This is a genomic window from Sphingorhabdus lacus (assembly GCF_009768975.1).
GTDB classification, from domain to species: Bacteria; Pseudomonadota; Alphaproteobacteria; order Sphingomonadales; family Sphingomonadaceae; genus Sphingorhabdus_B; species Sphingorhabdus_B lacus.
Map to the genome: position 1 here is coordinate 42,318 of NZ_CP035733.1, position 24,262 is coordinate 66,579.

Here is a 24,262-nt window from a genome sequence, read left to right on the forward strand (position 1 = left end):
CTTAATAACGGCTGTCGAATGTGGCGGTTACGGTCGCCTTGCCATTTGCCGGGACCGGAACACTCCATTCAATCCGGTCGGCAGATACGCGTTTGCCTTCCTGGCTTTGCTCGCTGATCCGAACATCGCCCCACAACCCGTTTTGGCCGAGGTCAACGGTAACGGCATTGCCGCGTGCATTGGTGATTTCATAGCGCATGCGGGTTTTCCAGCGATTGCTGCTTATCCGGGTGCGTTCCTCCACCACGGTTTTGATTTTTACGTCAAAGGCTTCACCCGTGCGGATCGACATCGCGCTGCCCATGGGGGTAGCTTCAATGCGGCTTTCGCCGATGAATTGCGGATCGCCGCGTTTGTCGCGCATATAGACCCTCATCGTGCCTTCGGGCAATTGGTCACCCAAACCGCCGCTGCGCGAAGTGGAGAATTTGAGCACGGATGACGCACTGGCCGCTTCGTTGGTCGCGAGCCAGCCATTGTTGAATTCATAGGTGTTGCGCGCGGGCGCCGACTTTACATCCAGAAAGCTCACTTGCTTTTGCTGGGCATTGGCGATCGTGGTGCGCTCCCCCAAAGGATAGAGATAATAGTCCCCAAGCCGTTCGCGGTTGTTTGACTCGGTACCGGCCTCGTCAATCGTTCCGGTCGATGGGCTATAGGGGGTCTGGTACATGCGGCGGTTACCCCCTTGATTGGGATTCCCCGCAACGAGCAACACGTCGGCGTTTGTATAGTCGGTGCCGGTATTGTTGGTCAGGGTAACCCAACCCTGGACATCGATGGTCTGCTTCGCATCATCGAACAGGGTGACATAATCGGATGTCCAGCCGAGTCCGGGGGTTAAATATGTCAGAGTTGTAGGGGTCAGGCCGCCCTTTGATTCAACCGTGACCGAAAGTGTCGGGCGCGCACGCAAATTGGGCGGGACGCGGTCGAATATGACGCGAACGGGCAGGCCATCGTCACGCAAGACTTCGATGCTGTCGCCGATTTGCAGAACCACACCGCCATTGGCGGCCAATACTTTAGCGCGAACTCGCGTCTCGACACCAGTCGCAACATTGGTGCGCAGTAACGTCACTGTTTGCCCGACCGCCTTTTCCATCAGCTTTGCGGGCGTCAGTAAGTCATAGTCGAAATTCTGCTCGACGATCCCAATTCCGGGTCCCGTCAGAGTCACCGTTTCGGCACGGATCTGGGCCGAAACGTCAGGAAATTCCTGTTTCGACCGGCCTGACGGCAGGTTCATCTGCCGGCTGTCCTGGACGAGGCTTTGGCCATTTTGATAGATGGTGACGGCGACGTCGCCTTGTGCGCTGGCTACGTCGCCTTGCGCGGATAGCGGGGCTGCGATGATGCATCCCATTCCCAAAAGCAGCAAATGGCGCATTTCATCTCTCCCCCAGTAAAGACCTGTGGAGAGTTAGCTAATTTTTCCTAGATGACCAGATGCTTAACGCTGTGTCGGAAATTATTCTGCAGCGGTAACCGTTTCCTCGTCATTCGCCGATTTAGGACGGCGCGCGCGGGGCTTGCGGGCTGGTTTGACAGCTTCGATCTCGACATCACCATCGTCCGAAGACGCAAGAGCGATCGAGGGCGGCAATACCGCCAAATCGAGCCCTGCTGGTTCGTCATCGCTTTCTTCGCTGTGGTGACGACGCGGTGCGCGGTTGCCATCGCGTTCGGGACGGTTGCCACGTTCCGGCCGTTCGTTCCGGCGAGGACGGTTGTCGCGCGATTCGCGGCGGGGCTGTTCTTCAGTTTCTTCCTGAGCGCCTTCGGCTTCGCTGTCACGGTCCGAAGTTTCGCCGGCATCCATTTCATCAAAGGTGCCTTCACGGTCCTGATCGCGCCATTCGTCGCGGGGGCGGCGTTCGCCCTGCTGCTCTTGACGGGCTTCCTGACGGCTACGGAAATCAGCGAGGACGCGGAAATAGTGATCGGCAAATTGCAGATGATATTCGGCGTTGACGCGGTCACCGTTAAACTGCGCATCCTGTGCCAGTTTCTTATATTTTTCCAGCATTTGCGCTGCGTTTCCGCGCGCACGGTTGTCGATCTGGTTCTGATAGTCAAAACCGCTCCGGTTGTTGTTCTGCTGACGGTTATTGTTGTTACGACCGCGACGCCGGTTGTTGTTATTCTGCTGCCGGTTGTTGGTGTTCATCAGGATTTGCCCTGTCCTCTGCTTAGCATAAATGTTGCTTGGTGCCCCCTTGAACCCAGTCCTTCGGGTTCTGCCAAGATCCTTCCCGACCTTGATATCATACCATCTGCGCTGGGGGGCGGCTTCGCGCGAAAGGCCCGGGTCGGGGCGTTTTTGCTGCGATGCACTATGCGTCCTAGCCGTTCATACCCCCGATTCCAAGCGAAAAGCGTAGAGCGCGGGGTTTGCCAGCCAGATCGCGGCGCATTTCAGTGGATAACCCCGCATTGCTTGCCAAATCGCTAACGGCATCGGCTTGGCTATGACCGATTTCAAATATGGCGATGCCTCCCGGCGAGAGCATGGATGCGAGTTGGGGAACGAGAATGCGGTAATCGTCCAGCCCATCCGACCCCGCAAATAAGGCAGAATGGGGTTCATAGTCCGCAACCATCGGGTCCAGATCAGCATCTGTTTCGACATAGGGCGGATTGGAGATGATGAGATCAAATCGCCCCAGATCGTCGCTCCAGTCCGCATTGATCCAGCTGCGATGAAGCCAGTGCAACCGCGCGGCAAACCCCAGTCGGGCTGCATTGGCCTGCGCCACAGCCAGGGCAGCGGCGCTCGCATCGATGCCAACGCCGCTCGCCTCCGGAAATGCCGAGAGGCAGGCAAGCAGAAGCGCGCCAGAGCCTGTTCCAAGGTCAAGGATGCGCGCCGGCCCGACTTGGCCAAGGGCGGTGGTAGCTTTGAAGTGGTCAATCGCGACTTCGATCAACGTTTCGCTGTCGGCGCGGGGGATCAGGACATCGGGTGTGACAACAAGATCGAGATCCCAGAAAGCCTGTCGTCCGGTAATATAGGCGACAGGTTCATGGCGCAGCCGCCGCTGCGTCAATGCTGCTAGGTCCGGCGGTGTGTCGAGATCAGTCAACCGGAGCAACATTGCCGACCTTTCCAGACCGAGCGCATGCGCCGCCAGAAATTCGGCGTCGAGGCGCGGGGTGGTGCTGACCTCGGCCAGACGAATGGCGGTGTCGCGCAATGTGTAGGCCAGAGTACCCATCGTCTCTGCCCATAGCGTCGCCGTTGAACGGTGCAAGCTGTCTCAATCCGGGCACGGGTTTCGGTGGGGTGTTTTGGACGGGCGATTTTTTGTGGGGGCGATGCAACCTTTTGCCCTGTGCCACGGTTATGAATGCCCGAGGGACAATCCTTCCGAAGGAACCAGTTATGAATAGCATCAAAATCGCGCTTATCACCACCATGTCCGCCCTGTCGTTGGCGGCCTGTGCGAAAGAGACACCTGCCGATCCGGTCGCTGCCGACACCGAAGTCGTTCAGAACGAGACGGCTGGCGACACGATGGTGGCGCAGGCCCCTGTCGGTGACCAGACCATCGTTGGTCTGGCGCAGAGCAATCCGCAAGCTTCGACGCTTGTCTCCGCTCTGACTGCAGCCGGCCTCGTCGAAACGCTGAACGGTGCGGGTCCGTTTACGGTCTTTGCCCCGACCAACGATGCCTTTGCCAAGGTCGACAAGGCCACTCTCGACGGTTTGATGAAGCCGGAAAGCAAAGCCAAGTTGGGCGAGCTTCTGAAATATCATGTCGTTGCCGGCAACCTGAAGTCGGGTGACATTGCCCAACTGATCACCGCCGCCAAAGGCATGGCCAGCATCAAGACGCTCAACGGCGGGAGCCTGAAGGCCAGCATGGATGGCGACAAGATCGTCCTGACCGACGCCAAGGGTGGCAAGTCCACCGTTACCGGCGCGGACATGATTGGTTCGAACGGCACCATCCACGCCGTTGATACGGTCGTTATGCCCTGAGTTTTCTAGGCTCCCCTTTCGGGGGGAGCCTGAAAATACAGCCCTTCCATTCCCCCTAGCAGGTGGGAGGGGCCTAAAGACCCCGTCCGGTGAGGCCTCCCTTCCGGGCGGGGTTCTTTGTTATGTGCCCACAGGATCCAGCTTCACCGGCCCCATTTCCTTCAGACATTCGCGCACCTTGTCGAGATCCTCGGCGCTCGTCGGCGGGTTCGATACCAGATCCTGCACGCTCTTGCCGTCCAGCACCTTGTCGGCGGCACAGTCGCAGACCTGGTTGAGGTCGACCGTGACGCCCTCGGGAATCTGCCCTTCGGCCGTGGCGGTGCAGGTGGCGACCAGTTGTTCGCGCACCGTGGTTTTGACGCTTTCGTCGAGCACGCCCCCTTCACCGCAGGCGGTGAGGGCGAGGGCAAGGCAGGGGAGCGCCAATAGGGAGTGTGTTCGCATAAATTCTCAACTTTCCTTCACAGGCTCCAAACCCATGCCATGAGTTGGGGACAGCGACACCGACTTACAAGCCTAACGCCGCGCGCAGGATGTGGAATATCGTGTTCTGCTCGATCGTCCCCTTGAACAGATGCGCCTTCGGCCCCGCCGCCCGCGCCACGACATCCTCGCCGCCATGCGTTTCGGACGACAGCCCGACCAACGATTGCTGGCGATAGTTCAGCGCTTCGGTATCTTCCTTCGAGGGGTCCGCCCGCTCCGCCGCAGAAACCGCGCCGGGGCCATTGGCATAGCCGAGCGTGGTATAGGCCTTGCCATCCTTGGCGAGCGTCGGCGTGCCGATGGGCGCCGCCACCACGCCCAGGATCGGATTGCCCCGCTCGGGATAGCCCGACATGGTGAAGGTGTGGCTATGGTCCGACGTCACGACAATCAGCGTATCGGACAGATCGACACTCTCCATCGCGGCCTTCAACGCGGCGTTCAGCGCCACCGTATCCTGCAACGCACGGCGGGCATTGCCGGCATGGTGGGCATGGTCGATACGTCCGGCCTCGACCATCAGGACATAGCCTTTGCGGTTCTTGGACAGCATCGCAATCGCCTTGCGCGTCATATCGGCCAACGAAGGCTCCTTCTCCCCCGCCGCGGTCCGGTCCGCTTCATATTGCATATGCGACGGTTCAAAAAGGCCGAGCAGCTTGGACGATTTCTGCACATCGACCGCGTTGAACCTGTCGCTGTTCCACACATAGGCGCCCTTGGGATTGGCGGCCTGCCAGACGGCGGCAAGGTCTTTGCCATCGGCGCGCAGCCCCTTGAAGGCCGGATATTCGGGATCGACGGTAGCGGCGGGCAGAAAATGCGCCCGTCCACCGCCCAGCATGACGTCGAGGCCATTGCCATGCGGCCATTCGACCATCTGCCGCGCAATATCGGTGCAGCCCGCTGCCTTGGCCGCATCGGGCATCAGGCTGTCGACCTCCCAATTCCGCTGCGCCACATGGGCATAGGTGGCGGCGGGGGTCGCGTGGGTGATGGTCGCGGTGGTGACGACGCCGGTGGCATAGCCCTTGTCCTCCGCCATTTCGAACAGCGACGGCACCTTGAACGGCGCGGTCGCGGAACAGTCATTTTCAATCGCCTCCGGCCCGACGCCGATCACGCCATTTTTGGTTTTGACCCCGGCGACCAGCGCGGTGGCGGTCGGCGCGCTGTCGGCGACCTGTGCATCATGGGAATAGGTTTTGACCAAAGCGGTGTGGGGTAGGCGGTCCATTTGCGCGACAAAGGATTCCCCGTCCACGCCCTGCTGCTGTCCTTCAAATATGCGTCCGGCGGTCAGCGTGCTGATCCCCATGCCGTCGCCGATAAACAGGATGATATTGCGCGCCTTGCGGTTATTGGGCTTGTCCGCCTGCAAGCGTTTCAGCTCATCCTGTCCCGCCTTTAAATAGCCTTCGCTGGTCGCGACCGGCGGCTTGGCCTGTGCGGACGCTGGCGCCAGAGCGGGGGAGGGCGCCGTCTGGCCCAGAACCGGAGCCGCCGCCGCGATCAGGCCAAGGCCAAGCAACAGGGAAGATGGGTGACGCATGATACTCTCCTTCAAAAGACCCGCGCGGCGTCGCAGAAGAAGATGACGCCCGCATGACAGACCTTCGCTTAGACGGGTCCCATGACCTTGGCGAGGGCCGCCGAGATAAAGATACAAAAGACACGCAAAACGGGTCGGAAACTGTATCCTTTGTTGCTTTAAGTTAAGAGCGGGGGAGGCGGGGGAGCGAAGCGTCGTAACAGAGGCGCGCGCAGTCATGCGGGGAGGGTGGCAGGGGTTTGCCTACATTTCAATGGGGGTGGTTACCAGTTCCCGCCCGCGTCTTTGATTGCCTTCAGCAGTGCCTTTTTGCTCTCTGTACGGTTTTTGCCGCTGTTGCGGGCCAGTTCCGGATTGCCGAGCTCTGCGCGGCGTTTCGACAAGGTGTCGCTGAACACCGGGAAGTCTACGCGACGTCCGGTCCACTTCTCTTCAGTTTTCAAGCGCTTCGATACCATAATCATTTGTCGCTTCTTCTCGGTTACGGCGGTTCAGATATACTTTATCGAACGATGGCTAAAGCCGGTATAATTTCTGCGCCTGTTGCATTAACACAGTCATCGGCCCAACACCTCAGCTACTTGCTTATACTACTGAATTTCCTTAGAAAACGATCTCGACTAGCAGGGACACTTAAAGATGCCGGAGATACATAAGAAGAATATAAAGCGCGCGGCGCAAAATGTCATATCGTTTGGCGACACTGACGTCTTTCCGTACTCGTTCGAAAATGTACTTATAAGGCGCAACACTGACGGCTTTGTGGAACTTATTGAGAGACTCTCAAACTCGTTTGACGAATACATTAAGTCAAACCCGCCACAATTTGAAAACATACTTTCGCCAGTAGGTTATAACGGATACCGTTGGATTACCCAAATTGACCCGTACTGGAACGCGTTCATGCTATCTGGTTTACTCCGCCATGCGGTCGAGCTGGAAAATGCAAGAACTCCGACAACCGAGCGATCCGTCCATTCATATCGGTTGTCAGCGGATCAAACCACCGACGATCTGTTCGAAAAGGAATGGAATTGGCGAAGCTTCATGCAAGAATCGTATGCTAGAGCCTCTCAACATGCGTACGTAGTCACAACCGACATTTCGGAATTTTACAGACGAATTTATCATCACCGCGTGGAAAATTCTTTAGAGCGCGTGTGCAAAACCAACATTCCCGATAAAATAATAGAACTGCTGTCGGCATTTAGTTTGGGAACATCGTACGGGCTTCCAATTGGTGGGCCGGCATCGCGCATAATGGCTGAGATTGTTATAAATCAAGTCGATCACCTTTTGAATGCTCGAGGAATAAATTTCTGCCGATTCGTTGATGACTTTCATATCTTCGCAAATTCAGAAGAAGACGCTTATCGATGTTTACAACAACTAACTGAGTTATTGATAATAAATCAGGGGCTTAATCTTCAGAAGAGTAAGACTAGGGTGATGACCGGCGCTGAATTTATTGGCACATTTCCTAGCCATTTAGTGCCAGGGGCTACGGCCCAGTCTGATCGTGAGCGCCTGTTCACAATTGATTTGAATTACGATCCATACTCTCCCACTGCGGAGACTGACTATGAGACACTTAAGCAGTCTCTCAGTGGTATAGATTTTTTGTCGTTGCTCGATGAGGAGTTGCATAAGTCACAGGTTCATACGCCAACTGTTTCTAAGTTAATCCGTGCACTTCGCGCGGTTGACGGAACCGTCCGAGAACAAGCAATTAAAACTCTCGTCGGCAATGTGCCATTGCTCTACCCAGTTTTTTCCCAATTGCTGATAATGTTAAACAGCATGAGAGATGATCTTACGGAAAACGAAACTAAAATTGTTTGTGATGCAATTTTAAAAATGGTTTCCGATAAATCATATCTAATGGCGCTGGATGTTCACAGGGCGTATGCCGTTAGACTACTTTATCGACTACCGGATTATCGTGTCGATAGCGTGTTTACCGATTGGCTAGCGAACGGGTGCTCGGCACTAAAAAGGGACGTAATAATAGGCTTCGCTGCGCGCGGTGGCTGGGACCACCTGTCTGATTTCAAGAATAGGACGGCTGGTCAAACGGCGTGGGTCAAACGCGCGATGATTGCAGCTTCCTATGGCTTGGGCGACGAAGGAAAGCATTGGAGAAACGACAATATTTTGAATGATTTTGATCGTTTTGTAAGAGATACCTCCTCCAACTTTGACGCGTCATCGTATGGTGATTTGATATGATTTCATCGGCACAGTTCGCTTCTTCGCATCACAGTTTTTGGTCAGATTGTTTTCCAGCGTTGGAAAATTACGTTCGAGTAATCAATGCTGGCGGGTACGAACGAAGCTTCAATGAATTAAGTTGGCCTATAGCACCACTGCGAAGCGCCCTCGTTAGCGAAGTTGCGTTTTGCATGCGTCGACACCCTTCGTTGACGATTTCCGATGCATTCTCGGAGGCAAAAATCCGGCTTGCGAATTTGCCGGGTGTGCCAGTTGATGATCAACAGTTGAGCAGTGACGAGGCAAAGGCTGCTACTGATCTAGCTCACCGAATAGGAATTATGGCTCAACGAATAGCAGGTAATAACATTCCACTTCAATATGATCCTTTATTTTCTGGATGTGGTTTACTAAATCACTCAAGGGGAGATATCCGAACAACTGATGTAATAATTGAAGTAAAATCGGTCGATCGTACATTTCGATCTACGGATTTTAGACAGCTAATCACGTATATATTTCAAGACCGGTCAACAGGTTCTAGCACTATTAAAAAACTCGCAATTTTAAACGCAAGGCGCGGTATATTTTTTGGTGCTCAATTATCAGATTTCGTTTCGGACACATCCGGTTCAAATTTTACAGACATCCAGAACAAGTTTTTTGCGGCGGTAGGTTCCGGCGGGGCAAGCCGCTAAGCCTTGATATCTTCCCCCTGAAAGAGAGGTTCTGCCTTCTACCCCCGCCCCAACATCGGCTTCAAATAATGCCCCGTATAACTCGCGGGCACCTTCACCACATCCTCGGGCGTCCCTTCGGCCACGATCTCGCCGCCCTTGACGCCGCCTTCTGGCCCCAGGTCGATGATCCAGTCCGCGGTCTTGATGACGTCGAGATTATGTTCGATCACCACCACGCTGTTGCCCTGTTCGACCAAGCGGTGGAGGACCTCCAGCAATTTGCGGACATCTTCGAAATGGAGGCCGGTGGTGGGCTCGTCCAATATGTAGAGTGTCTGGCCGGTGGAACGGCGGCTGAGTTCCTTGGCGAGTTTGACGCGTTGCGCTTCGCCGCCCGATAGGGTCGTCGCCTGCTGCCCCACCTTGACATAGCCGAGGCCGACTTCGGCCAGCATCATCATCTTGTCGCGGATGGGCGGGACGGCCTTGAACACCTCCACCGCATCCTCGACCGTCATGTCGAGCACGTCGGCGATGGACAGGCCCTTCCACTTCACCTCCAGCGTTTCGCGGTTGTAACGTTTGCCGTTGCACTCCTCGCACGTCACATAGACGTCGGGCAGGAAGTGCATCTCGATCTTGATCAGGCCGTCGCCGCTACAGGTTTCGCAGCGTCCGCCCTTTACGTTGAAGCTGAACCGGCCGGGCTTGTACCCGCGCGCTTCGGATTCCGGTAATCCGGCGAACCAGTCCCGGATATTGGTGAAGGCGCCGGTATAGGTGGCCGGGTTGCTGCGCGGGGTGCGGCCGATGGGGGACTGGTCGATGTCGATCACCTTGTCGCAATGCTCTAGGCCCGTGATCTTGTCATGCGCGCCCGCAATGACACGCGCACCGTTCAGCGCGCGGGCGGCAGAGGCGTAGAGCGTGTCGATGGTGAAGCTCGACTTGCCCGACCCCGACACGCCGGTGATGCAGGTGAAGGTGCCGAGCGGAATGCTGGCGGTCACATTCTTCAGGTTGTTGGCGCGCGCGCCGTGGACGGTCAGCTTCTTCTTGTTGCCCTTGCGCCGTGTCTTGGGCACCGCAATCTCGCGCGTGCCGTTCAGATAGTCGGCGGTCAGGCTGCCCTTGGCTTTCAATATTTGTTTCAGCGTCCCTTCCGCCATGACGGTGCCGCCATGCACCCCGGCGCCGGGGCCAAGGTCGACCACCCAGTCGGCGGTGCGGATGGCGTCTTCGTCATGTTCGACGACGATGACCGTGTTGCCGAGGTCGCGCAGGCGGCGCAGCGTGGCGAGCAGGCGGTCATTATCCTTCTGGTGCAATCCGATGCTGGGTTCGTCGAGCACATAGAGCACGCCCGACAGGCCCGAACCGATCTGGCTGGCGAGGCGGATACGCTGGCTTTCGCCGCCGCTCAACGTGCCCGATGTGCGGTCGAGGTTGAGATAATCGAGCCCGACATTGTTGAGGAAGCCCAGCCGTTCGTTGATTTCCTTGAGGATGGCCTTGGCGATCTGCTGCTGCTGGTTGGTCAGCGTGTCGTTGACGCTGGCGAACCAGTTCACGGCGTCGGCGACGCTCATCCGCGTGGGGATGGAGATGTCGACGCCAGCGATCTTGACCGACAGCGCCTCCGGCTTCAACCGCGCGCCGTGGCAGGTTTCGCAGGGCTGCGCGGTCTGGTATTTCGAAAGCTCCTCGCGCATCCACGCGCTGTCGGTTTGCAGCAGGCGGCGGTTGAGGTTGCCGATGACGCCCTCAAACGCCTTGCGCACCGTATATTCCTTGCGCCCGTCCTTGAAGGTAAGCTCGACCGGCAGGCCGCCGGTGCCGTGCAGGATGATCAGCTTCTGGTCGGGCAGCAGGTCTTCCCACGGGGTATCAAGGCTGAAATCATAGGCCTTCGCGAGGCTGGCGAGCACCTGCATATAATAAGGCGACGGCGGGTTGGACTTCGCCCAAGGCACGATCGCGCCTTTTTTGAGACTGAGATGTTCGTTGGGGACGACCAGTTGCGGGTCGAATTCCTGCCGCTCGCCCAGTCCGTCGCATTCGGGGCAAGCGCCCTGCGGTGCGTTGAAGGAGAAGAGGCGCGGCGCGATTTCGGCGATGGTAAAGCCGCTGACCGGGCAAGCGAATTTCTCACTGAACACGATGCGGTTGGCGGGCAGGCCGGTGCCTTTCATCTTGGCTTTGGATGAACTGCCATCTCCATCTACCGTAAGCCCTGAGCCTGTCGAAGGGCGGTTCTCGGCTGTGGGTCGTCCTTCGACAAGCTCAGGACTACGGTTTTGTGTTACGAACGGGGTTCTGGCTTCGGCAAAACCGGAGCTGGCGGTGCCCATAGCCTCCGCCACAGTCCCATCCGCCAGATCCACAAAAGCCAAGCCATCGGCAAGCTTCAACGCCGCCTCGAAACTTTCGGCCAGACGTTGCTGGATGCCGTCCTTCACCACGATGCGGTCGACGACGACTTCGATGTCATGCTTGTATTTCTTGTCGAGCGCGGGGGCTTCTTCGATGGGGTAAAATTCGCCGTCAATACGCACGCGGGTGTAGCCCGAACGTTGCCACTCGGCCAGTTCCTTGCGATATTCGCCCTTGCGGCCCTGCACCACGGGCGCGAGCAGGAAGGCGCGCGTGCCCTCGGGCAGGGTCATGACGCGGTCGACCATCTGGCTGACGGTCTGGGCGGTGATCGGCAGGCCCGTGGCGGGGGAATAGGGGACGCCGACCCGCGCCCAGAGCAGGCGCATATAGTCGTAAATCTCGGTCACGGTGGCGACGGTCGAGCGCGGGTTGCGGCTCGTCGTCTTCTGCTCGATGGAGATGGCAGGGGAAAGGCCCTCGATATGCTCGACATCGGGTTTCTGCATCATTTCCAGAAACTGGCGCGCATAGGCGGACAGCGATTCCACATAGCGGCGCTGCCCCTCGGCATAGATGGTGTCGAAGGCCAGCGACGACTTGCCCGACCCCGACAGGCCGGTAATGACGATCAGCTTGTCCCGGGGCAGGTCGATATCGACGCCCTTGAGGTTATGCTCGCGCGCACCGCGCACCTTGATATGGGTGAGTGACATGGGGTCAGTTGTTCCAGATTTGTTCTAAATGCGCAAGAGGGTGCGTGACATGCGAAATGGCCCGACTTGCGTCCCATTTCAAGGCAGGGTTTTTCCCAAGCTTGCCGAATCTCGCAAATGCAGCATAATGGAACGAAATAATGGTCGCAACGTTGGGCTAACAGCTTTTGGGCAGGGCTAGGGCAGACGCATGACTTGGTACACTATCCTCCGGAAACAAATATCGGTGTATTGCGCACTGGCTGCGGCGCCATGTCTGGCGCAGGAGGCCGCATCTCCGATCGTGTTCCAGAGCGGCACCGGAAACGCCCCGGTCGCGCAACCCATCTATGTCAAGCCGCCGCGCGCCGAGATCGGCTGCGACACGCTGGCCCTTGCCGAGCGGGCGATCGGCTTTGGCTATTATGGCGGGCTGGACGCGCCGCGGCAGCGTCTGGATGCCGGGCTCTTTTCCGCGGCGGTCGCGAAGTATCGCGAGCATCATTGCCAGTTCGGGCGCAGCAGCGGCCCTGCGGTCATCGTCATCGTCGACTTCGCCCGGCACAGCAGCGACCCGCGCCTCTACCGCGTCGACCTGCGCAGCGGGGAGGGACTCGACAGCCCGATCCGCGTGGCGCACGGTATCGGCTCCGATCCGGACGACGACGGCTTTGCCACGATCTTCACCAATGTGCAGGACAGCCTGACCTCCTCCCTCGGCGCGGCGCGGGGTGGGGAGCGTTATGTGGGTATCAATGGCCTCTCGCTCCGGCTCGACGGGCTGGAGCCCAGCAACAACCAGATGCGCGTCCGCGACATCGTCGTGCACAGCTACACCCCCGAACGCCGCCGCTACTTCAACGCCGACCTGATCGCCACCCGCGGCCGCCCGGGATCAAGTGAAGGCTGTTTTGTGGTGGAACCGGACAAGCGCGAATGGATATTGGAAACGCTCGAGAACGGCGGCTTCCTCTATGCGGGCTATAGCGGCAAGCTGCCGCAACCCATCGTGCCGGTCGCCAATCCCAATGTGATCTTTGCCCGGGGGACCGGATCTACTCCTGCGGCGGCGCCTGCTTTTCCTGCTGCGCCACCGGCTTCGGAAATAGCCGCCGGAACGCCCGGTAGCCCGCCCACAACCCCCATATCGCCAGCGCCAGCAGCGTCAGGGCAATAAGCATCGCTGCCACCGGATTGGCAAAGGCCAGCACGAGCAGGCCGCCGGTCGCGACATCCTCGACACTGGACAGGATGATATTGCTGAACGGCTCAGGACTCGTATTCACCGCCGCCCGCGCGCTTGCCTTGGTGGCATGGCTCGCAAAAGCCGCCCCGCCACCCAAGAGGAAGGCAATCACCTGCCAAGTCGGGTCCGAACTGTCGACAATTGCCAGCGCAAGAAGCGCTCCGCCGACGGGCCGGACCAGAGTGTGGATGCCGTCCCAGATGGAATCGAGCCAGGCAATCTTGTCAGCAAAGAACTCCGCAATGGCCCCGACCGCGCTGATCCCCAACACCCAGGGGTTGGCGAGAACATCCAGCATTTGGAGATTTTCGGGAAGCGGTACGATCTGGAAATGCATCGCAAGGCCGGTCGCAAAAATGGTGAGGTAAAAGCGCCATCCGGAAAGCAGGCTCAGGCTGGCGGCGAGTCCTAATAGTTCGATGATGCCCATATTGTCCTCCACCCGTATCCGGCTACGCTGCCATGTATGGATGTCGGGCGCAATGGGGCTGTTGGCAGGCGGGTTGAGGACTGTCGCCCAACATCCGAAGTTCCAAAAAGGGTGGGGAGCAGGGATGTGGAGGCCCGCATCTCTGCTCCCCATAGGGTGCCCGGGTTCAGGGTCGCATGGCCCGGGCGGGGGGAAGGATTGCCACGCGCCCTGAGTGCGGACAGGCGCGCGGCAAACTGGATAGATTTGCTTTTACTGTTGGGGACAGTCCCCAACCTCGCAGCTTAGTTACCGCGACGCTTCAGGGCTTTGCCCGGACGGATCGGCAGGGCCTTTTTGGGACGGAAGTCCTGGGCGCGTGTGACATTGACGTCGCGCGTTACCTGACCGTCAGCGCGGTTCACATTGCTGGTGCGGTTATACACCTGCTCGCCATCGCGCAGCACCGTACGGCCGGTTTCACGGCCCGTCTCCGTCTTGCGGCCAAAGGCGTCATATTCATAGGTGCGGCCCTGCTTGTCGACGGCGGATCCGGTGGTGGTGAAGCCATCTTCGGTGCGGACACGGTCATATTCATAGGAACGGGTCTTGCCGTTAAAGCCGGTCTGCGATCCGCTGCCGCTGACACCATCTTCGGTCTTTGTCCGTTCGCGGTGATGCGTGGCGGTTGCACCGTCGCTGGCGCGTGTGGCGACCGCATCAACGGTTACATTACCGTTTTCGCGGGTTACGGTCTTGGTTGCGGTGCCTTTTGGCTTTTCAACGGTGACCGTCTTGCTGGTCTGGGCATTGGCCGATGCGGCAAAGGCAAGGGCGGCGAGAGGAAGTGCAATAAGATATTTCATGGTCATTCTCCAGTTTTCAAAGGGAGGGAGAATTTCCCCGCTCCTGAAACTGAAACGCATGAGGTTTGGAAACCCTTCGAAATTTTTTTGGAGTTTTTTCGGGATGAATAAGAAAGGTTATTTCCTCTCCCCTTCAGGGGAGAGGATACGAAGCCTTGGCCGACAGGCCTAGGCGCAGTTGGTGAGGGGCTCCGACGGCGAGGTCAGCGCACCAACGCCCCCTCTCCACTCCGTCTAATGGCTAAAGCCATAAGACTACGTACCTCTCCCCTGAGCCGAAGGCGGCCGGAGGCCAACGGGAGAGGCGAGTTAGGCTTCGTGTTTCCTTTTCATCACCCTCACTGCGCACGCCGTTGCTGGCGCAGCTGGCGGCGTTCCCGCAGTGCGTTGCGCAGGGCGGCGCGTTGTTCGGGGCTGGCGGTGCGCAGGCGCTCGCGCAAGGCGTCGGCCTGTTCGTCGGTCAACTTGCCCGCGGCCAAAGCGGGTACAGCTTCGCTTTGCGCAACGGCTTGCTCTTCTTCTGCGGTCGATGGCGTGGTTACCGCTAGCGGTTCTGTCGCCGCACCATTAGCGGGAGCGACCGCGCCGTTCCGCCGTTCAAGTCGTTTCTCTCGGCGCTCTGCAATCGCCGTGCGCACAGCTGCTTTTGTCGCAGGATCGGCATTGCGTGCTATGTCGCGCACGGCGGCACGCGCTTCCTGGCGAGTAACTTCGCCGCTGCGCACCATCGTGCGGACTTCGCGCCCCGCAACTGCCAGTTTTTGCTTGGGCGTCAGTTCGGCAAAACGCGGATCTTCGCGCAAGGCCGTCAAACGCGACGTCACGATCGCGCTTCCTTGCGGTTGCTCATCCAGTGCGGGCGTAACAATTTCCGATGGCGTGGATTGCTCGGCAATCTGGACGGGCTTTGGTTGCGGACGGGGCGCCGGTGCCTCGACAATCTCGGCCTTGACCAGCGCTTCGGTAATCCCCGGCAGATACACCGGATGCCCGAACACACCTGCAGCAGCGGCGGTTGCGGTCGCCAGTGAAAACAAGGCTACGGATCCGACGATCCGGCTTGTCCGCCGCCATGGGCTGGGTGTGCGGCGGCGTGCAGGTAATTCCGGCATAGCAGTCGCAACGTTGCCGGTATCACCGCTGGCGATACGGGCCATGAGACGGTCGGAAAATCCGGCGGGTGCGGGCGGAACGGCATAGGCGTTCAACGCCTTTTCCATTTCGGGCGAGAATGCGGGGTCGGTCATTGTCCTGCCCTCCCGTGCGCAACCACGCCCTTGCGTTCGACACAGCCTTTCAAGCTGGACCGCGCCCGGAACAGCAGCGATTCAAAAGCTTTCAATTGCATGTCCAACGTCTCCGCAGCGCCTTGATTGGGCTGCTCTTCATAATAGGTCAAAATGACCGCGGCACGCTGCCGGTCGGGCAGGGTTTCAATGCAGTCTTTCACGGCCTGTCCGGTCTCCACCGCTTCCATCTGGCGGTCGGCCAACGGGGTTTCATCCTCCCGCTCGGGGACTTCTTCGTCGCTGGCAAAGCGTTTGCGCCGCAGCCGGTCGAGGCATTGGTTGACCGTCACTTTTTTGAGCCAAGGCGCAATGCCGGGCCCGCCTGCATTCCAGCGATCCGCATGATTCCAGAGCTTTAGAAGCGACTCTTGCGCAACATCCTCGGCTTCGGCGGCGTCGCCCAGCATCCGGTAGGCAACGCGCCAGACCATATTGGCATGGCGATCACTGGCAAGCCGCATGGCACCATGATCCCGGGCGGCAATGCGAGCCACCAGTTCGTCGTCATTTTCCTGCGTTAATTTTATCGCTTGCTGCATCATTTCGCCACTCATCATAATGCGGTTCACATGCTTTACGTTTATAAAGCAAAAACCCTTCGAAAAAATTTCGAAGGTTTTTCTTTTGTCGTCCGTTGAATGCGAACCAGCCCTTAACCGGGCGTTTCAACAGGAGGCAGTTTATGAAAATCTGGATGATCGGCCTATGCGCCGCAACTAGTCTGATACCCATGGCGCAAGCTCATGCGGAGGATGAAAATAACTGGCGCGCGTCCATCAATGCGGGTGTTACCGTCTATGCACAGGATGAGGACCCGCAATTTGCAAGCCTCTCGCTTGCCCGCGAATTTGAGCAGGGCTTTATCCAATTGTCCGTTTCCGCCGTGCGCGGCGGGGTCACGCAGGGCGTGCTGAATGCGGTGCCCGTGAATAGCGAAACCGTTTCCCTTTCGGGCGGAAGAAGCTTCGGCGACCTCAGCGTCGACGGCTATGTTTCGTTGGGCCAACGCCGTTTCGATACGGAAGTGTTCGAACGCCTCGGCCGCCGTGTGACGATCAACAGCGACGGATCAAGCTTCGCCGTCGGTGGCGGGATAAGCTATGATGTGATGTCGGGTGAGAGCGTGATCGCATCGCCCTTTTTGGCCGTAGATTATGACCGTATCGATGTTGGTCGTGCAGTCACGCTTCCAGGCGGCGAGGTCACGACCGTGAAATCGCGCGAAGATGGTGTGACCGGCTCGGCTGGTGTCGCCCTGCAGACGTTGTTCGGATCCGATGCCGAGCACAGCTTTGGCGTGAACGCGGCTTTTGTTGCCACGTCGAACAGCAGCGCGACACGCTCGGGAACGGGAAGCGGGACCATCAGCCGCATTGTCGCCGCACGCAATGTCCCGGGGCAAAGTGATGAATGGGCGGAAGTTGGCGCGAGCGCCTCTTTTGCGCTGTCACAAGATATCAGCCTGAACCTCAACGCCAACCGCACGCTAGGATTTGCGGGGCCGGAGGCAACCAGTTTAATCGCAGGGTTAAGTTTCCGCTTCTAACTGTCACGAAAGCATGCTTTTGTGGCGGCATGAATACTGACACCGCCGAAGAGCCCATAGCCACGCCCGCCGCCACGATGGTGATTTTCCGCGAGAATCCATCCGGCGGCGCGCCGCTTTTGCTGATGGTGGAACGGATCAAAGCTATGGCCTTTGCAGGCGGCGCGGCGGTGTTTCCCGGCGGCAAGGTGGATGCGGCCGATTTCGATTATGCGGAAATGCTGGGTGGCCCCTTGCCGCTGGACGAGGCGGCGGCGCGGCTTGCGGCAATAAGGGAAACGATCGAGGAAGCCGGGTTGGCATTGGGCCTTGCTGGTGTTTCTGACCCCGCCGAATGTGACGAAGCGCGGGCGGCGTTGCATGATGGAGAGAGCCTGCAGGCAATATGCACGCGCCATGGCTGGACACCGGACTTTGACCGGCTGGTTCCTTGGTCGCGTTGGCGTCCCCCGGCATTCGAGCGGGCGAGCCGTGTTTTTGACACGCGTTTTTATCTGGCAGATGCGGGTGCTACCGCCCCTGTGGCGACCGTAGACCATACGGAAAACCGCGCGCTGTTCTGGGCCACGGCGGCTGAAGTCCTGGACAAAGCGGATCGCGATGAGGTCAAGATTATCTTTCCGACACGGCGCAACCTCGAACGGCTTGCCCTTTTCGGCACCTTTGATTCTGCCGCCCGACATGCGGCTGAGCACCCTGTGACGATGGTTCAGACCTATATCGACAAGCGCGAGGACGGGAGTTGGCTGTGCATACCGGAAGGGCATGGCTATCCCGTTCTTGCCGAACCCATTGAAACGGCAATGCGCGGATGATGGCAGTCTTGCAGCAGTTGCAAGGGCTGATCGGCATATCGCTGGTTGTATTGATCGCGTGGGGCTTGTCGGAAAATCGCAAGGCGTTTCCCGGTTGGCGCTGGGTCGGCGGGGCTTTGCTGCTGCAAATCGGCATCGCGCTTTTGATCGTGCGTGTCCCCTTTGTGTGGGATGTCGTCATGCTTGCCAATTATGCGGTGATGGCCATCGAAAAGGCGACCTTGGTCGGGTCCAGCTATATGTTCGGTTATACGGGCGGGGGCGAAATGCCCTTCGTCCTTAAGGATGGCGCGCAACCTCCGTTGATTATTGCCTTCCAGATTTTGCCGCTCGTTATTGTGTTCTCGGCGCTTTCCGCCCTATTTTGGCACTGGAAGATATTGTCGTTCATCGTGCGCGGGCTGAGCTGGGCTCTGCAAAAGACGATGGGGGTCAGTGGCGTTGTCGGACTGAGCGCCGGTGCAAATATCTTCCTCGGCGTTGTCGAGGCCCCTTTGGTGGTGCGGGCCTATTTCGAAAAAATGAGCCGAAGCGAATTGTTCGCGGTCATGGTGCTGGCGATGGCGACGATCTCGGGTGCGATCCTGATCCTGTACGCGCAGACGCTGTCGAAAACGGTTCCTGATGCCGTGGGGCATATGATTTCGGCATCGCTGATCGTTTTACCCGCCTCGATACTGATCGCCCGCCTGATGGTCCCGGGCGATGGCGACACCCAGATGGAGCCGGACGATACAAGTCTGAAATATGAAAGCAGCATCGACGCCGTCATCACCGGCACGATGGACGGGGTGCAATTGTTCCTGGCCGTGATCGGCATCATCATCGTCGTGTTCGCGCTTGTCGCACTGGTTGACCAGATATTGGGCGTCTTGCCGCTCATCGACGGTAGTCCGCTGACACTGCGCCGCTTTTTCGGCTGGATATTTGCGCCACTGATGTGGGCGATCGGCATTCCATGGCAGGATGCTGGCACCGCCGGGGGGCTGATGGGAACGAAAGCTATTCTGAATGAATATGTCGCCTATCTCGACATGGCAGCTTTGTCCGAAGGCGAACTCGGGCCCCGAAGCAAGTTGATCATTACATATGCATTATGCGGTTTCGCTAACCTTGCGAGCGTTGGTTTGCTCGTGTCGACCATCGGCACGCTTTGCCCCGCACGCCGCACCGATGCGGCGTCGCTGGGAATGAAAAGCTGGGTCGCGGGCAACCTCGCCTCCGCCATGACGGGGGCGATGATCGGGCTGGTGACGGTGGTTTAGGCCGCGAACTCATAACTATCTTCATCGAGGCGTCAAAATGGCAAAGATATCGAACCAAAATGCGCGCCACCGATAGTCGTTCTATCGGAAAGCGTATTTTGGTTCGAGATCAAAGCCATTTTGACGTCCCAAAGGGATTTGACCCATTTTGCACATGGCTGTGTCAGAAAGCCTTGAGATATATTTATATCCCGGCGGCTTCCTTCCTTGCCCTGTGCAAAATGGCCTCAAACCTCGACGAAGATAGTTATGAGTTCGCGGCCTAATCTTCCGGCGCGATGGTGACGATCAGGCCGTCGAGAGCATCGCTGACCGGAATCTGGCACGACAGGCGCGATGTTTCGTTGCGATGATCGGTGCTGTCGAGCAGGTCGTTTTCGTCCTCACCCATTTTGGGCAGCTTGTCGGCAAAGGCCGGATCGATATGCACATGGCAGGTCGCGCAAGAGCAGCAACCACCGCACAAAGCGAGCAATTCGTCAAAGCCATTGTCGCGAATGACTTCCATCAACGACAGACCATTTTCCGCCTCTACTTCGCGGCCTTCGCCATTGCGTGAGATTACGGTGACTTTGGCCATGAAAATGCTCCCTGAAGCTTGTTACGCGCCGCCTGATAAGTGGACGGGACGCTAATGTGAAGCCCTAATTTATGGGGATAAGTAGGGCGTCCCCCTTGGCCAGCGGGGTCGGGGCGCTTATGTCCCCTCCAACAGAATCAGAAAGCGCATCCATGACCGAAAATCGCCACGCTCCCGTCATCATCATCGGCTCCGGCCCGGCAGGCTATACTGCTGCCGTTTACGCCGCGCGCGCCAATCTGACGCCGATGATCGTCACCGGGGTGGAAATCGGCGGGCAGTTGATGACGACGACCGAAGTCGACAACTGGCCGGGCGACGATGCGGGCGTCATGGGCCCCGAATTGATGGAGCGGATGCGCAAGCATGCCGAACGTTTCGGAACGCGGATCGAAAATGACCATATTGAAAAGGTCGATTTCTCCAAGCGGCCCTTTACGCTGACGGGCGGGGCAGGCGATTATACGGCGGATGCGGTCATCATAGCAACGGGCGCCAGCGCGCAATATCTCGGCCTCCCGAGCGAGACAGCTTTCATGGGCAAGGGCGTGTCGGCCTGTGCCACCTGCGACGGCTTTTTCTACCGCAACAAGCCGGTGGCTGTCATCGGCGGCGGGAACACTGCGGTTGAAGAGGCGCTTTATCTCGCCAACATCGCCAGCCACGTCACCCTCGTCCATCGCCGCGACAAGCTGAAGGCGGAGAAGATCTTGCAAGACCGGCTCTTCGCGCGGGAGGCCGAGGGCAAGGTGACGATCAAGTGGAACCACACACTCGATGAAGTACTGGGTGATGCGATGGGCGTCACCGGCATGCGCATTGCCGCGACCGATGGCAGCGGGACCGAGGATATCGAACTGCACGGCGTCTTCATCGCCATTGGCCACAAGCCTAACACCGGCATTTTCGAAGGGCATCTCGATATGGCCGGCGGCTACATCAAGGTCCGCGGCGGTGCCGAAGGCCAAGCGACCGAGACCAGCGTGCCCGGCGTCTTTGCATGTGGCGACGTGATGGACCACATCTATCGCCAGGCGGTCACAAGCGCGGGGACCGGCTGCATGGCGGCGCTGGATGCCGAACGTTTTCTGGACGGGCTAGATCCCGCCTAGGGGCAGGCCTACCTGCGACGGTCCGCCTATTGCGCGGCCTCACGACGTGTGCGGTGGTATATCCACCATAGGATGCCGATAAACAGGATCGCGCCGCCATATTCAGCGATAGGGGCAAAGCCTTCGCCGACGACGGCCAAAGGTGCATCGCTACCGCTGCCCGCGACGATCCCGGCGAAGGCGACGCCAAACAGGCTTTCTCCGACGATCAGGCCGGTCGCGGCAAGGACACCCATCCGTTTGGCGGCTTCGGGGTCTTTGCGCGCGTCGGCCCATTTGTCGTAATAATGGCCGAGCACGGTCCCGACGACGATCAGGAATGTCAGCGCCATCGGCAGATAGACGCCCATGCCGACACCCAATGGGGGCAGGCGGCGTTTGCCCGCTTTGCCGAGCAGCTCGTCCACGATCACCACGGCAACCCCGATAAGGGCACCAAGCCCGAGTAGCGGCCAATCGAGGTCTCCGCCAAGGACACCCTTTGCCAGCGCCGAGATGAGCAAGGCCTGCGGCGCGGCAAGCGCATTTTCGCCCGCGCCTGCGCTGCCCGCAAAGCCAAAAGCATTGTTCAGCAAATCTAGCACCGGCGGGATTGCAAGGCTGCCGAAGAGCACGCCGATCACCAGCGCAATCTGTTGCCGCCATGGCGTCGCGCCGACAATCTGCCCGGTTTTTAAATCCTGCAAATTGTCGTTCGAAATGGTCGCAATGCCGAACACGATTGCAGTCGCAAACAGGGCATAGGCGATCATCGCGCTGGTTTCATCGGGCGTACCGCCACGGCCGAAAAAGCCGAGCAGCATCAGCGATGCGCCAACCACGGCCAAAATGCCGACACCGGATATCGGGCTATTCGATGCGCCGATCAGGCCCGCCATATAGCCGCAGACCGACGCGATCACGACACCCGCCAGCAAGATATACACGATGGTGAGACCAATCATCGGGCCTGCCATTCCGGCAAGCGGCGTAGCGCCCAAAAACTGCCAGAGCAGAAAGGCGATGGGTATCAATGTGGCGACGATAATCGCGCCCACCAATTTGATCGGAATATCACGTTCGGTCAAAGCCAAGCTATCACCCGCCGACCGCGCGGCAGAGGCGGCCATTGCACCTTTAAGGCCCTGCACAATCGGGCCGATGATTTTAAGCAAGGTCCATATGGCGGCGACACCGATGGTGCCTGCGCCAATGAAGCGGGCTTTTTCGCGGAACACGGTGCCTGCGATTTCCGCGGCGTCCGCGCCTGCGACACCTTGGCTGAAATAGGGAACCAGCCCGAGCCAGCTGATCGCCATGCCCAAAAGCATCGCAAGCCCGACCGACAGCCCGACCAGATGGCCGACCCCGACCAGAGCAAGGCTCAGCGATGTGGACGCACCAGTCGCGCCTGCCCCTATTTTGAAATAGCGTGCGATTTCACCGGCCACGAGCTTCATGGAGATCAGCAGTGAAACACCGGCGGAAAGCAGCGCATTGACCAAAATAGTCGCAAGGCCGCGCTTGTTCTCATCCGACCCTGAGCCTTCGGCCGATCCAACGATCAGCACTTCGGCCGCCGCCTTTCCTTCAGGATAGGGAAGGTCCGAACCAGTAACGAGTGCACGGCGCAGCGGCACAGAAAACATCACACCCAATATCCCGCCAGTCGCACAGACCGCGGCGGTCGTCAGGAACGGAAAGCCCTGCCAATATCCCAAGATCACCAAGCCCGGCAGCACAAAGATAATGGCCGACAACGTCCCCGCCGCGCTGGCGATGGTTTGCACGATGTTGTTTTCAAGAATGGTCCCGCCCGGCAGCAGGCGGAGTATGGCCATCGAAATGACTGCAGCGGGAATAGACGTGGCAAAGGTCAATCCGGCCTTCAGACCCAAATAGACATTTGCTGCGGTAAACAGCAAAGTGATCAGACCGCCCAAGATGACGGACCGGATTGTTAACTCGCGCATATTTATATCTCCCGATACAGCGGACTGTATCGGAAAACACTTTCAAATCAAGCAGTAGCCGCCTTCAATGGCAGGAAGCAGCTGTTGCGTAACAAAGCGGCAGATATCAGTGGCATAAGCACGGCAATCGGCGATATTTCCGTGAACGTAACAGCCATGCGGCTGAACGGATTCGCGTAGAGCGCACGGAAACTGTCCATCTCCCGCGCCATAGTGGCGAGTTCTGTGGCGGTTTTGCCTTGGTTTTTCGCCTGTTCAAGTGTCGCACTGATATACTCATCCATGAATGTGTAATTGGTGAAGTATAAATAGAGCTCCCATGCGGCGACGTAAAAAAGCGACGCGATGAACGCGATGGCAAAGCCGACCCCCAAGGCACGCCAGAAGCGGATGATCCCGCCCAATTCTATATCGCGATATCGCTTCACCCCGATAAAGACAAAAGACAACGCGATGATCATGGATGAAAAACCGGCGACCATCCCGCCGGTGCCGCCTTCCGGGAAAAGCATCATTGCGATGCGCATGAGGATCGCCACGGTCACGCCGGCGATTACGCCGTAAACTAGGATTATCCGTCCCATAAAATATCTCCCTATTGGTTATGGATGCCCCAAATTTCTGGGCCGGACAATCGGGGAAAGAAATCGCCCAAATGGGTGATTTGGCGGATATCACCCCATTTCAGGGCAAAATATCCAGCTCGCGCGCGCGGCTTATCGCTTGGGTCCTGCTGGCTACTTCCAGTTTTTCATACAGACGCGCGACATGGGTTTTGACGGTGTTCGGGGATATGTCGAGGTGGCGGGCAATGACTTTGTTGGCATGTCCGGCGGATAGCATTTCCAAAACTTCAACCTCGCGCGCACTGATACCCAGCGACGCGATCGCGGCCTCGTTTCGGGCAAAGCCTTCACGTGGTCGCGCCGTTAAACGGTTCCCGATCCAGATACCCAAAAGGACGAAGATGACGGCAACGCAGGTAACGTAAAATTCAAAAGACCAGTGCTGGATGCTTCGTGTATAATCGAGCCATTCCAGCAGGAACGCGAGCGCCGCAAGCGCCAAGCCATACAGGACCACCAACCTCCACATCCGTGCGAATAAACCATGCGTTTTCCAATGGCGCAAGCCATGCGTGCAATACGCCTTGCACGCCATTGCTGTATGATATAGCTAACACAGCAGAACAGAGGG

22 protein-coding genes and 1 pseudogene are annotated in these 24,262 nt (G+C 58.3%); 8 read left to right on the forward strand and 15 right to left on the reverse strand.

Annotation, left to right across the window (positions count from 1 at the left end; all coding sequences use genetic code 11):
• Position 1 precedes the first annotated feature (1 nt).
• The 3 genes from EUU25_RS00230 to prmC all read right to left on the reverse strand — a co-directional run bounded on the left by EUU25_RS00230 (position 2) and on the right by prmC (position 3,218).
• The gene (locus EUU25_RS00230) at positions 2-1,390 is read right to left on the reverse strand and encodes a DUF4139 domain-containing protein (RefSeq protein ID WP_158897481.1); all 1,389 of its coding nucleotides are present in this window, start codon (positions 1,388-1,390) and stop codon (positions 2-4) included.
• Positions 1,391-1,471: 81 nt separating this feature from the next.
• A complete protein-coding gene (locus tag EUU25_RS00235; protein WP_158897482.1) occupies positions 1,472-2,170 on the reverse strand; it encodes a DUF4167 domain-containing protein in 699 nt (232 codons plus the stop codon).
• 175 nt (positions 2,171-2,345) lie between these two features.
• A complete protein-coding gene (gene prmC / locus EUU25_RS00240) occupies positions 2,346-3,218 on the reverse strand; it encodes a peptide chain release factor N(5)-glutamine methyltransferase (protein WP_158902950.1) in 873 nt (290 codons plus the stop codon).
• A 167-nt stretch (positions 3,219-3,385) separates the two neighbouring features.
• Here prmC and EUU25_RS00245 point away from each other — a divergent pair, with 167 nt between their 5' ends.
• Positions 3,386-3,985 (forward strand): fasciclin domain-containing protein, encoded by a 600-nt coding sequence (locus EUU25_RS00245; protein WP_158897483.1) that lies wholly within the window; start codon positions 3,386-3,388, stop codon positions 3,983-3,985.
• Between the two features lie 120 nt (positions 3,986-4,105).
• Here EUU25_RS00245 and EUU25_RS00250 read toward each other — a convergent pair whose 3' ends face one another.
• The 3 genes from EUU25_RS00250 to EUU25_RS00260 form a co-directional block, all read right to left on the reverse strand.
• Positions 4,106-4,432, reverse strand: a complete 327-nt coding sequence (locus EUU25_RS00250; protein ID WP_158897484.1) for a hypothetical protein — start codon at positions 4,430-4,432, stop codon at positions 4,106-4,108.
• A 64-nt stretch (positions 4,433-4,496) separates the two neighbouring features.
• Complete coding sequence (locus EUU25_RS00255; RefSeq protein WP_158897485.1) at positions 4,497-6,026, reverse strand: alkaline phosphatase family protein; 1,530 nt, start codon at positions 6,024-6,026, stop codon at positions 4,497-4,499.
• Positions 6,027-6,289: 263 nt separating this feature from the next.
• Positions 6,290-6,490 carry a hypothetical protein gene (locus tag EUU25_RS00260; RefSeq protein ID WP_246162817.1) on the reverse strand — a complete coding sequence of 67 codons (201 nt, stop codon included), beginning with the start codon at positions 6,488-6,490 and terminating at the stop codon, positions 6,290-6,292.
• Positions 6,491-6,665: 175 nt separating this feature from the next.
• Between EUU25_RS00260 and EUU25_RS00265 the strand changes: the two genes are divergently transcribed.
• Both EUU25_RS00265 and EUU25_RS00270 read left to right on the forward strand, forming a co-directional pair.
• Positions 6,666-8,255, forward strand: a complete 1,590-nt coding sequence (locus EUU25_RS00265) for an RNA-directed DNA polymerase (RefSeq protein WP_158897486.1) — start codon at positions 6,666-6,668, stop codon at positions 8,253-8,255.
• A complete protein-coding gene (locus tag EUU25_RS00270) occupies positions 8,252-8,935 on the forward strand; it encodes a hypothetical protein (RefSeq protein WP_158897487.1) in 684 nt (227 codons plus the stop codon). Before EUU25_RS00265 ends, EUU25_RS00270 begins: the two co-directional genes overlap by 4 nt.
• A 38-nt stretch (positions 8,936-8,973) precedes the next feature.
• On the opposite strand, the gene uvrA is transcribed toward EUU25_RS00270, so the two are convergent.
• Positions 8,974-12,006, reverse strand: coding sequence for an excinuclease ABC subunit UvrA (uvrA, locus tag EUU25_RS00275; protein ID WP_158897488.1), 3,033 nt, complete (start codon positions 12,004-12,006; stop codon positions 8,974-8,976).
• A gap of 190 nt (positions 12,007-12,196) precedes the next feature.
• Here uvrA and EUU25_RS16520 point away from each other — a divergent pair.
• Positions 12,197-12,952, forward strand: a pseudogene (locus tag EUU25_RS16520) (murein L,D-transpeptidase catalytic domain-containing protein); the annotation flags it as partial.
• 88 nt (positions 12,953-13,040) lie between these two features.
• Here the strand turns inward: EUU25_RS16520 and EUU25_RS00285 are convergent.
• The 4 genes from EUU25_RS00285 to EUU25_RS00300 all read right to left on the reverse strand — a co-directional run bounded on the left by EUU25_RS00285 (position 13,041) and on the right by EUU25_RS00300 (position 16,352).
• Positions 13,041-13,814 (reverse strand): DUF4126 domain-containing protein, encoded by a 774-nt coding sequence (locus EUU25_RS00285; RefSeq protein WP_425505191.1) that lies wholly within the window; start codon positions 13,812-13,814, stop codon positions 13,041-13,043.
• Positions 13,815-13,945: 131 nt separating this feature from the next.
• Positions 13,946-14,506: a hypothetical protein gene (locus tag EUU25_RS00290; RefSeq protein WP_158897490.1), complete on the reverse strand. Its 561-nt coding sequence runs from the start codon at positions 14,504-14,506 to the stop codon at positions 13,946-13,948.
• Positions 14,507-14,844: 338 nt separating this feature from the next.
• The gene (locus EUU25_RS00295) at positions 14,845-15,753 is read right to left on the reverse strand and encodes a hypothetical protein (RefSeq protein WP_158897491.1); all 909 of its coding nucleotides are present in this window, start codon (positions 15,751-15,753) and stop codon (positions 14,845-14,847) included.
• The gene (locus tag EUU25_RS00300) at positions 15,750-16,352 is read right to left on the reverse strand and encodes a sigma-70 family RNA polymerase sigma factor (RefSeq protein ID WP_158897492.1); all 603 of its coding nucleotides are present in this window, start codon (positions 16,350-16,352) and stop codon (positions 15,750-15,752) included. The genes EUU25_RS00295 and EUU25_RS00300 overlap by 4 nt, the downstream gene beginning before the upstream one ends.
• 125 nt (positions 16,353-16,477) lie before the next feature.
• Between EUU25_RS00300 and EUU25_RS00305 the strand changes: the two genes are divergently transcribed.
• The 3 genes from EUU25_RS00305 to EUU25_RS00315 are packed head-to-tail and all read left to right on the forward strand — an operon-like array spanning position 16,478 to position 19,421.
• Positions 16,478-17,341 (forward strand): autotransporter outer membrane beta-barrel domain-containing protein, encoded by an 864-nt coding sequence (locus EUU25_RS00305; RefSeq protein WP_158897493.1) that lies wholly within the window; start codon positions 16,478-16,480, stop codon positions 17,339-17,341.
• Positions 17,342-17,370: 29 nt separating this feature from the next.
• Positions 17,371-18,156: an NUDIX hydrolase gene (locus tag EUU25_RS00310; protein WP_246162818.1), complete on the forward strand. Its 786-nt coding sequence runs from the start codon at positions 17,371-17,373 to the stop codon at positions 18,154-18,156.
• A complete protein-coding gene (locus tag EUU25_RS00315) occupies positions 18,153-19,421 on the forward strand; it encodes a NupC/NupG family nucleoside CNT transporter (RefSeq protein WP_246162819.1) in 1,269 nt (422 codons plus the stop codon). Before EUU25_RS00310 ends, EUU25_RS00315 begins: the two co-directional genes overlap by 4 nt.
• A gap of 262 nt (positions 19,422-19,683) precedes the next feature.
• Here the strand turns inward: EUU25_RS00315 and EUU25_RS00320 are convergent, their stop codons facing one another.
• A complete protein-coding gene (locus EUU25_RS00320) occupies positions 19,684-20,001 on the reverse strand; it encodes a 2Fe-2S iron-sulfur cluster-binding protein (RefSeq protein WP_158897494.1) in 318 nt (105 codons plus the stop codon).
• A gap of 152 nt (positions 20,002-20,153) precedes the next feature.
• On the opposite strand from EUU25_RS00320, the gene trxB reads away from it, so the two are divergent.
• Positions 20,154-21,113, forward strand: coding sequence for a thioredoxin-disulfide reductase (gene trxB, locus EUU25_RS00325; protein ID WP_158897495.1), 960 nt, complete (start codon positions 20,154-20,156; stop codon positions 21,111-21,113).
• A gap of 26 nt (positions 21,114-21,139) precedes the next feature.
• Here the strand turns inward: trxB and EUU25_RS00330 are convergent, their stop codons facing one another.
• From EUU25_RS00330 to EUU25_RS00340, 3 genes are all read right to left on the reverse strand, one after another.
• Positions 21,140-23,065 (reverse strand): OPT family oligopeptide transporter, encoded by a 1,926-nt coding sequence (locus EUU25_RS00330; RefSeq protein ID WP_158897496.1) that lies wholly within the window; start codon positions 23,063-23,065, stop codon positions 21,140-21,142.
• A 47-nt stretch (positions 23,066-23,112) separates the two neighbouring features.
• Positions 23,113-23,649: a DUF4199 domain-containing protein gene (locus tag EUU25_RS00335; RefSeq protein WP_158897497.1), complete on the reverse strand. Its 537-nt coding sequence runs from the start codon at positions 23,647-23,649 to the stop codon at positions 23,113-23,115.
• Positions 23,650-23,749: 100 nt separating this feature from the next.
• Positions 23,750-24,148, reverse strand: coding sequence for a response regulator transcription factor (locus tag EUU25_RS00340; protein ID WP_222848810.1), 399 nt, complete (start codon positions 24,146-24,148; stop codon positions 23,750-23,752).
• Between the last annotated feature and the right edge of the window lie 114 nt (positions 24,149-24,262).

Excerpts from the sequence above, each read along its gene's own strand:
- EUU25_RS00230 (WP_158897481.1), bottom strand. The coding sequence starts at position 1,390 with ATGCGCCATTTGCTGCTTTTGGGAATGGGATGCATCATCGCAGCCCCG.
- EUU25_RS00235 (WP_158897482.1), bottom strand. The coding sequence starts at position 2,170 with ATGAACACCAACAACCGGCAGCAGAATAACAACAACCGGCGTCGCGGT.
- prmC (WP_158902950.1), bottom strand. The coding sequence starts at position 3,218 with ATGGGTACTCTGGCCTACACATTGCGCGACACCGCCATTCGTCTGGCC.
- EUU25_RS00245 (WP_158897483.1), top strand. The coding sequence starts at position 3,386 with ATGAATAGCATCAAAATCGCGCTTATCACCACCATGTCCGCCCTGTCG.
- EUU25_RS00250 (WP_158897484.1), bottom strand. The coding sequence starts at position 4,432 with ATGCGAACACACTCCCTATTGGCGCTCCCCTGCCTTGCCCTCGCCCTC.
- EUU25_RS00255 (WP_158897485.1), bottom strand. The coding sequence starts at position 6,026 with ATGCGTCACCCATCTTCCCTGTTGCTTGGCCTTGGCCTGATCGCGGCG.
- EUU25_RS00260 (WP_246162817.1), bottom strand. The coding sequence starts at position 6,490 with ATGATTATGGTATCGAAGCGCTTGAAAACTGAAGAGAAGTGGACCGGA.
- EUU25_RS00265 (WP_158897486.1), top strand. The coding sequence starts at position 6,666 with ATGCCGGAGATACATAAGAAGAATATAAAGCGCGCGGCGCAAAATGTC.
- EUU25_RS00270 (WP_158897487.1), top strand. The coding sequence starts at position 8,252 with ATGATTTCATCGGCACAGTTCGCTTCTTCGCATCACAGTTTTTGGTCA.
- uvrA (WP_158897488.1), bottom strand. The coding sequence starts at position 12,006 with ATGTCACTCACCCATATCAAGGTGCGCGGTGCGCGCGAGCATAACCTC.
- EUU25_RS00285 (WP_425505191.1), bottom strand. The coding sequence starts at position 13,814 with ATGGGGAGCAGAGATGCGGGCCTCCACATCCCTGCTCCCCACCCTTTT.
- EUU25_RS00290 (WP_158897490.1), bottom strand. The coding sequence starts at position 14,506 with ATGAAATATCTTATTGCACTTCCTCTCGCCGCCCTTGCCTTTGCCGCA.
- EUU25_RS00295 (WP_158897491.1), bottom strand. The coding sequence starts at position 15,753 with ATGACCGACCCCGCATTCTCGCCCGAAATGGAAAAGGCGTTGAACGCC.
- EUU25_RS00300 (WP_158897492.1), bottom strand. The coding sequence starts at position 16,352 with ATGATGAGTGGCGAAATGATGCAGCAAGCGATAAAATTAACGCAGGAA.
- EUU25_RS00305 (WP_158897493.1), top strand. The coding sequence starts at position 16,478 with ATGAAAATCTGGATGATCGGCCTATGCGCCGCAACTAGTCTGATACCC.
- EUU25_RS00310 (WP_246162818.1), top strand. The coding sequence starts at position 17,371 with ATGAATACTGACACCGCCGAAGAGCCCATAGCCACGCCCGCCGCCACG.
- EUU25_RS00315 (WP_246162819.1), top strand. The coding sequence starts at position 18,153 with ATGATGGCAGTCTTGCAGCAGTTGCAAGGGCTGATCGGCATATCGCTG.
- EUU25_RS00320 (WP_158897494.1), bottom strand. The coding sequence starts at position 20,001 with ATGGCCAAAGTCACCGTAATCTCACGCAATGGCGAAGGCCGCGAAGTA.
- trxB (WP_158897495.1), top strand. The coding sequence starts at position 20,154 with ATGACCGAAAATCGCCACGCTCCCGTCATCATCATCGGCTCCGGCCCG.
- EUU25_RS00330 (WP_158897496.1), bottom strand. The coding sequence starts at position 23,065 with ATGCGCGAGTTAACAATCCGGTCCGTCATCTTGGGCGGTCTGATCACT.
- EUU25_RS00335 (WP_158897497.1), bottom strand. The coding sequence starts at position 23,649 with ATGGGACGGATAATCCTAGTTTACGGCGTAATCGCCGGCGTGACCGTG.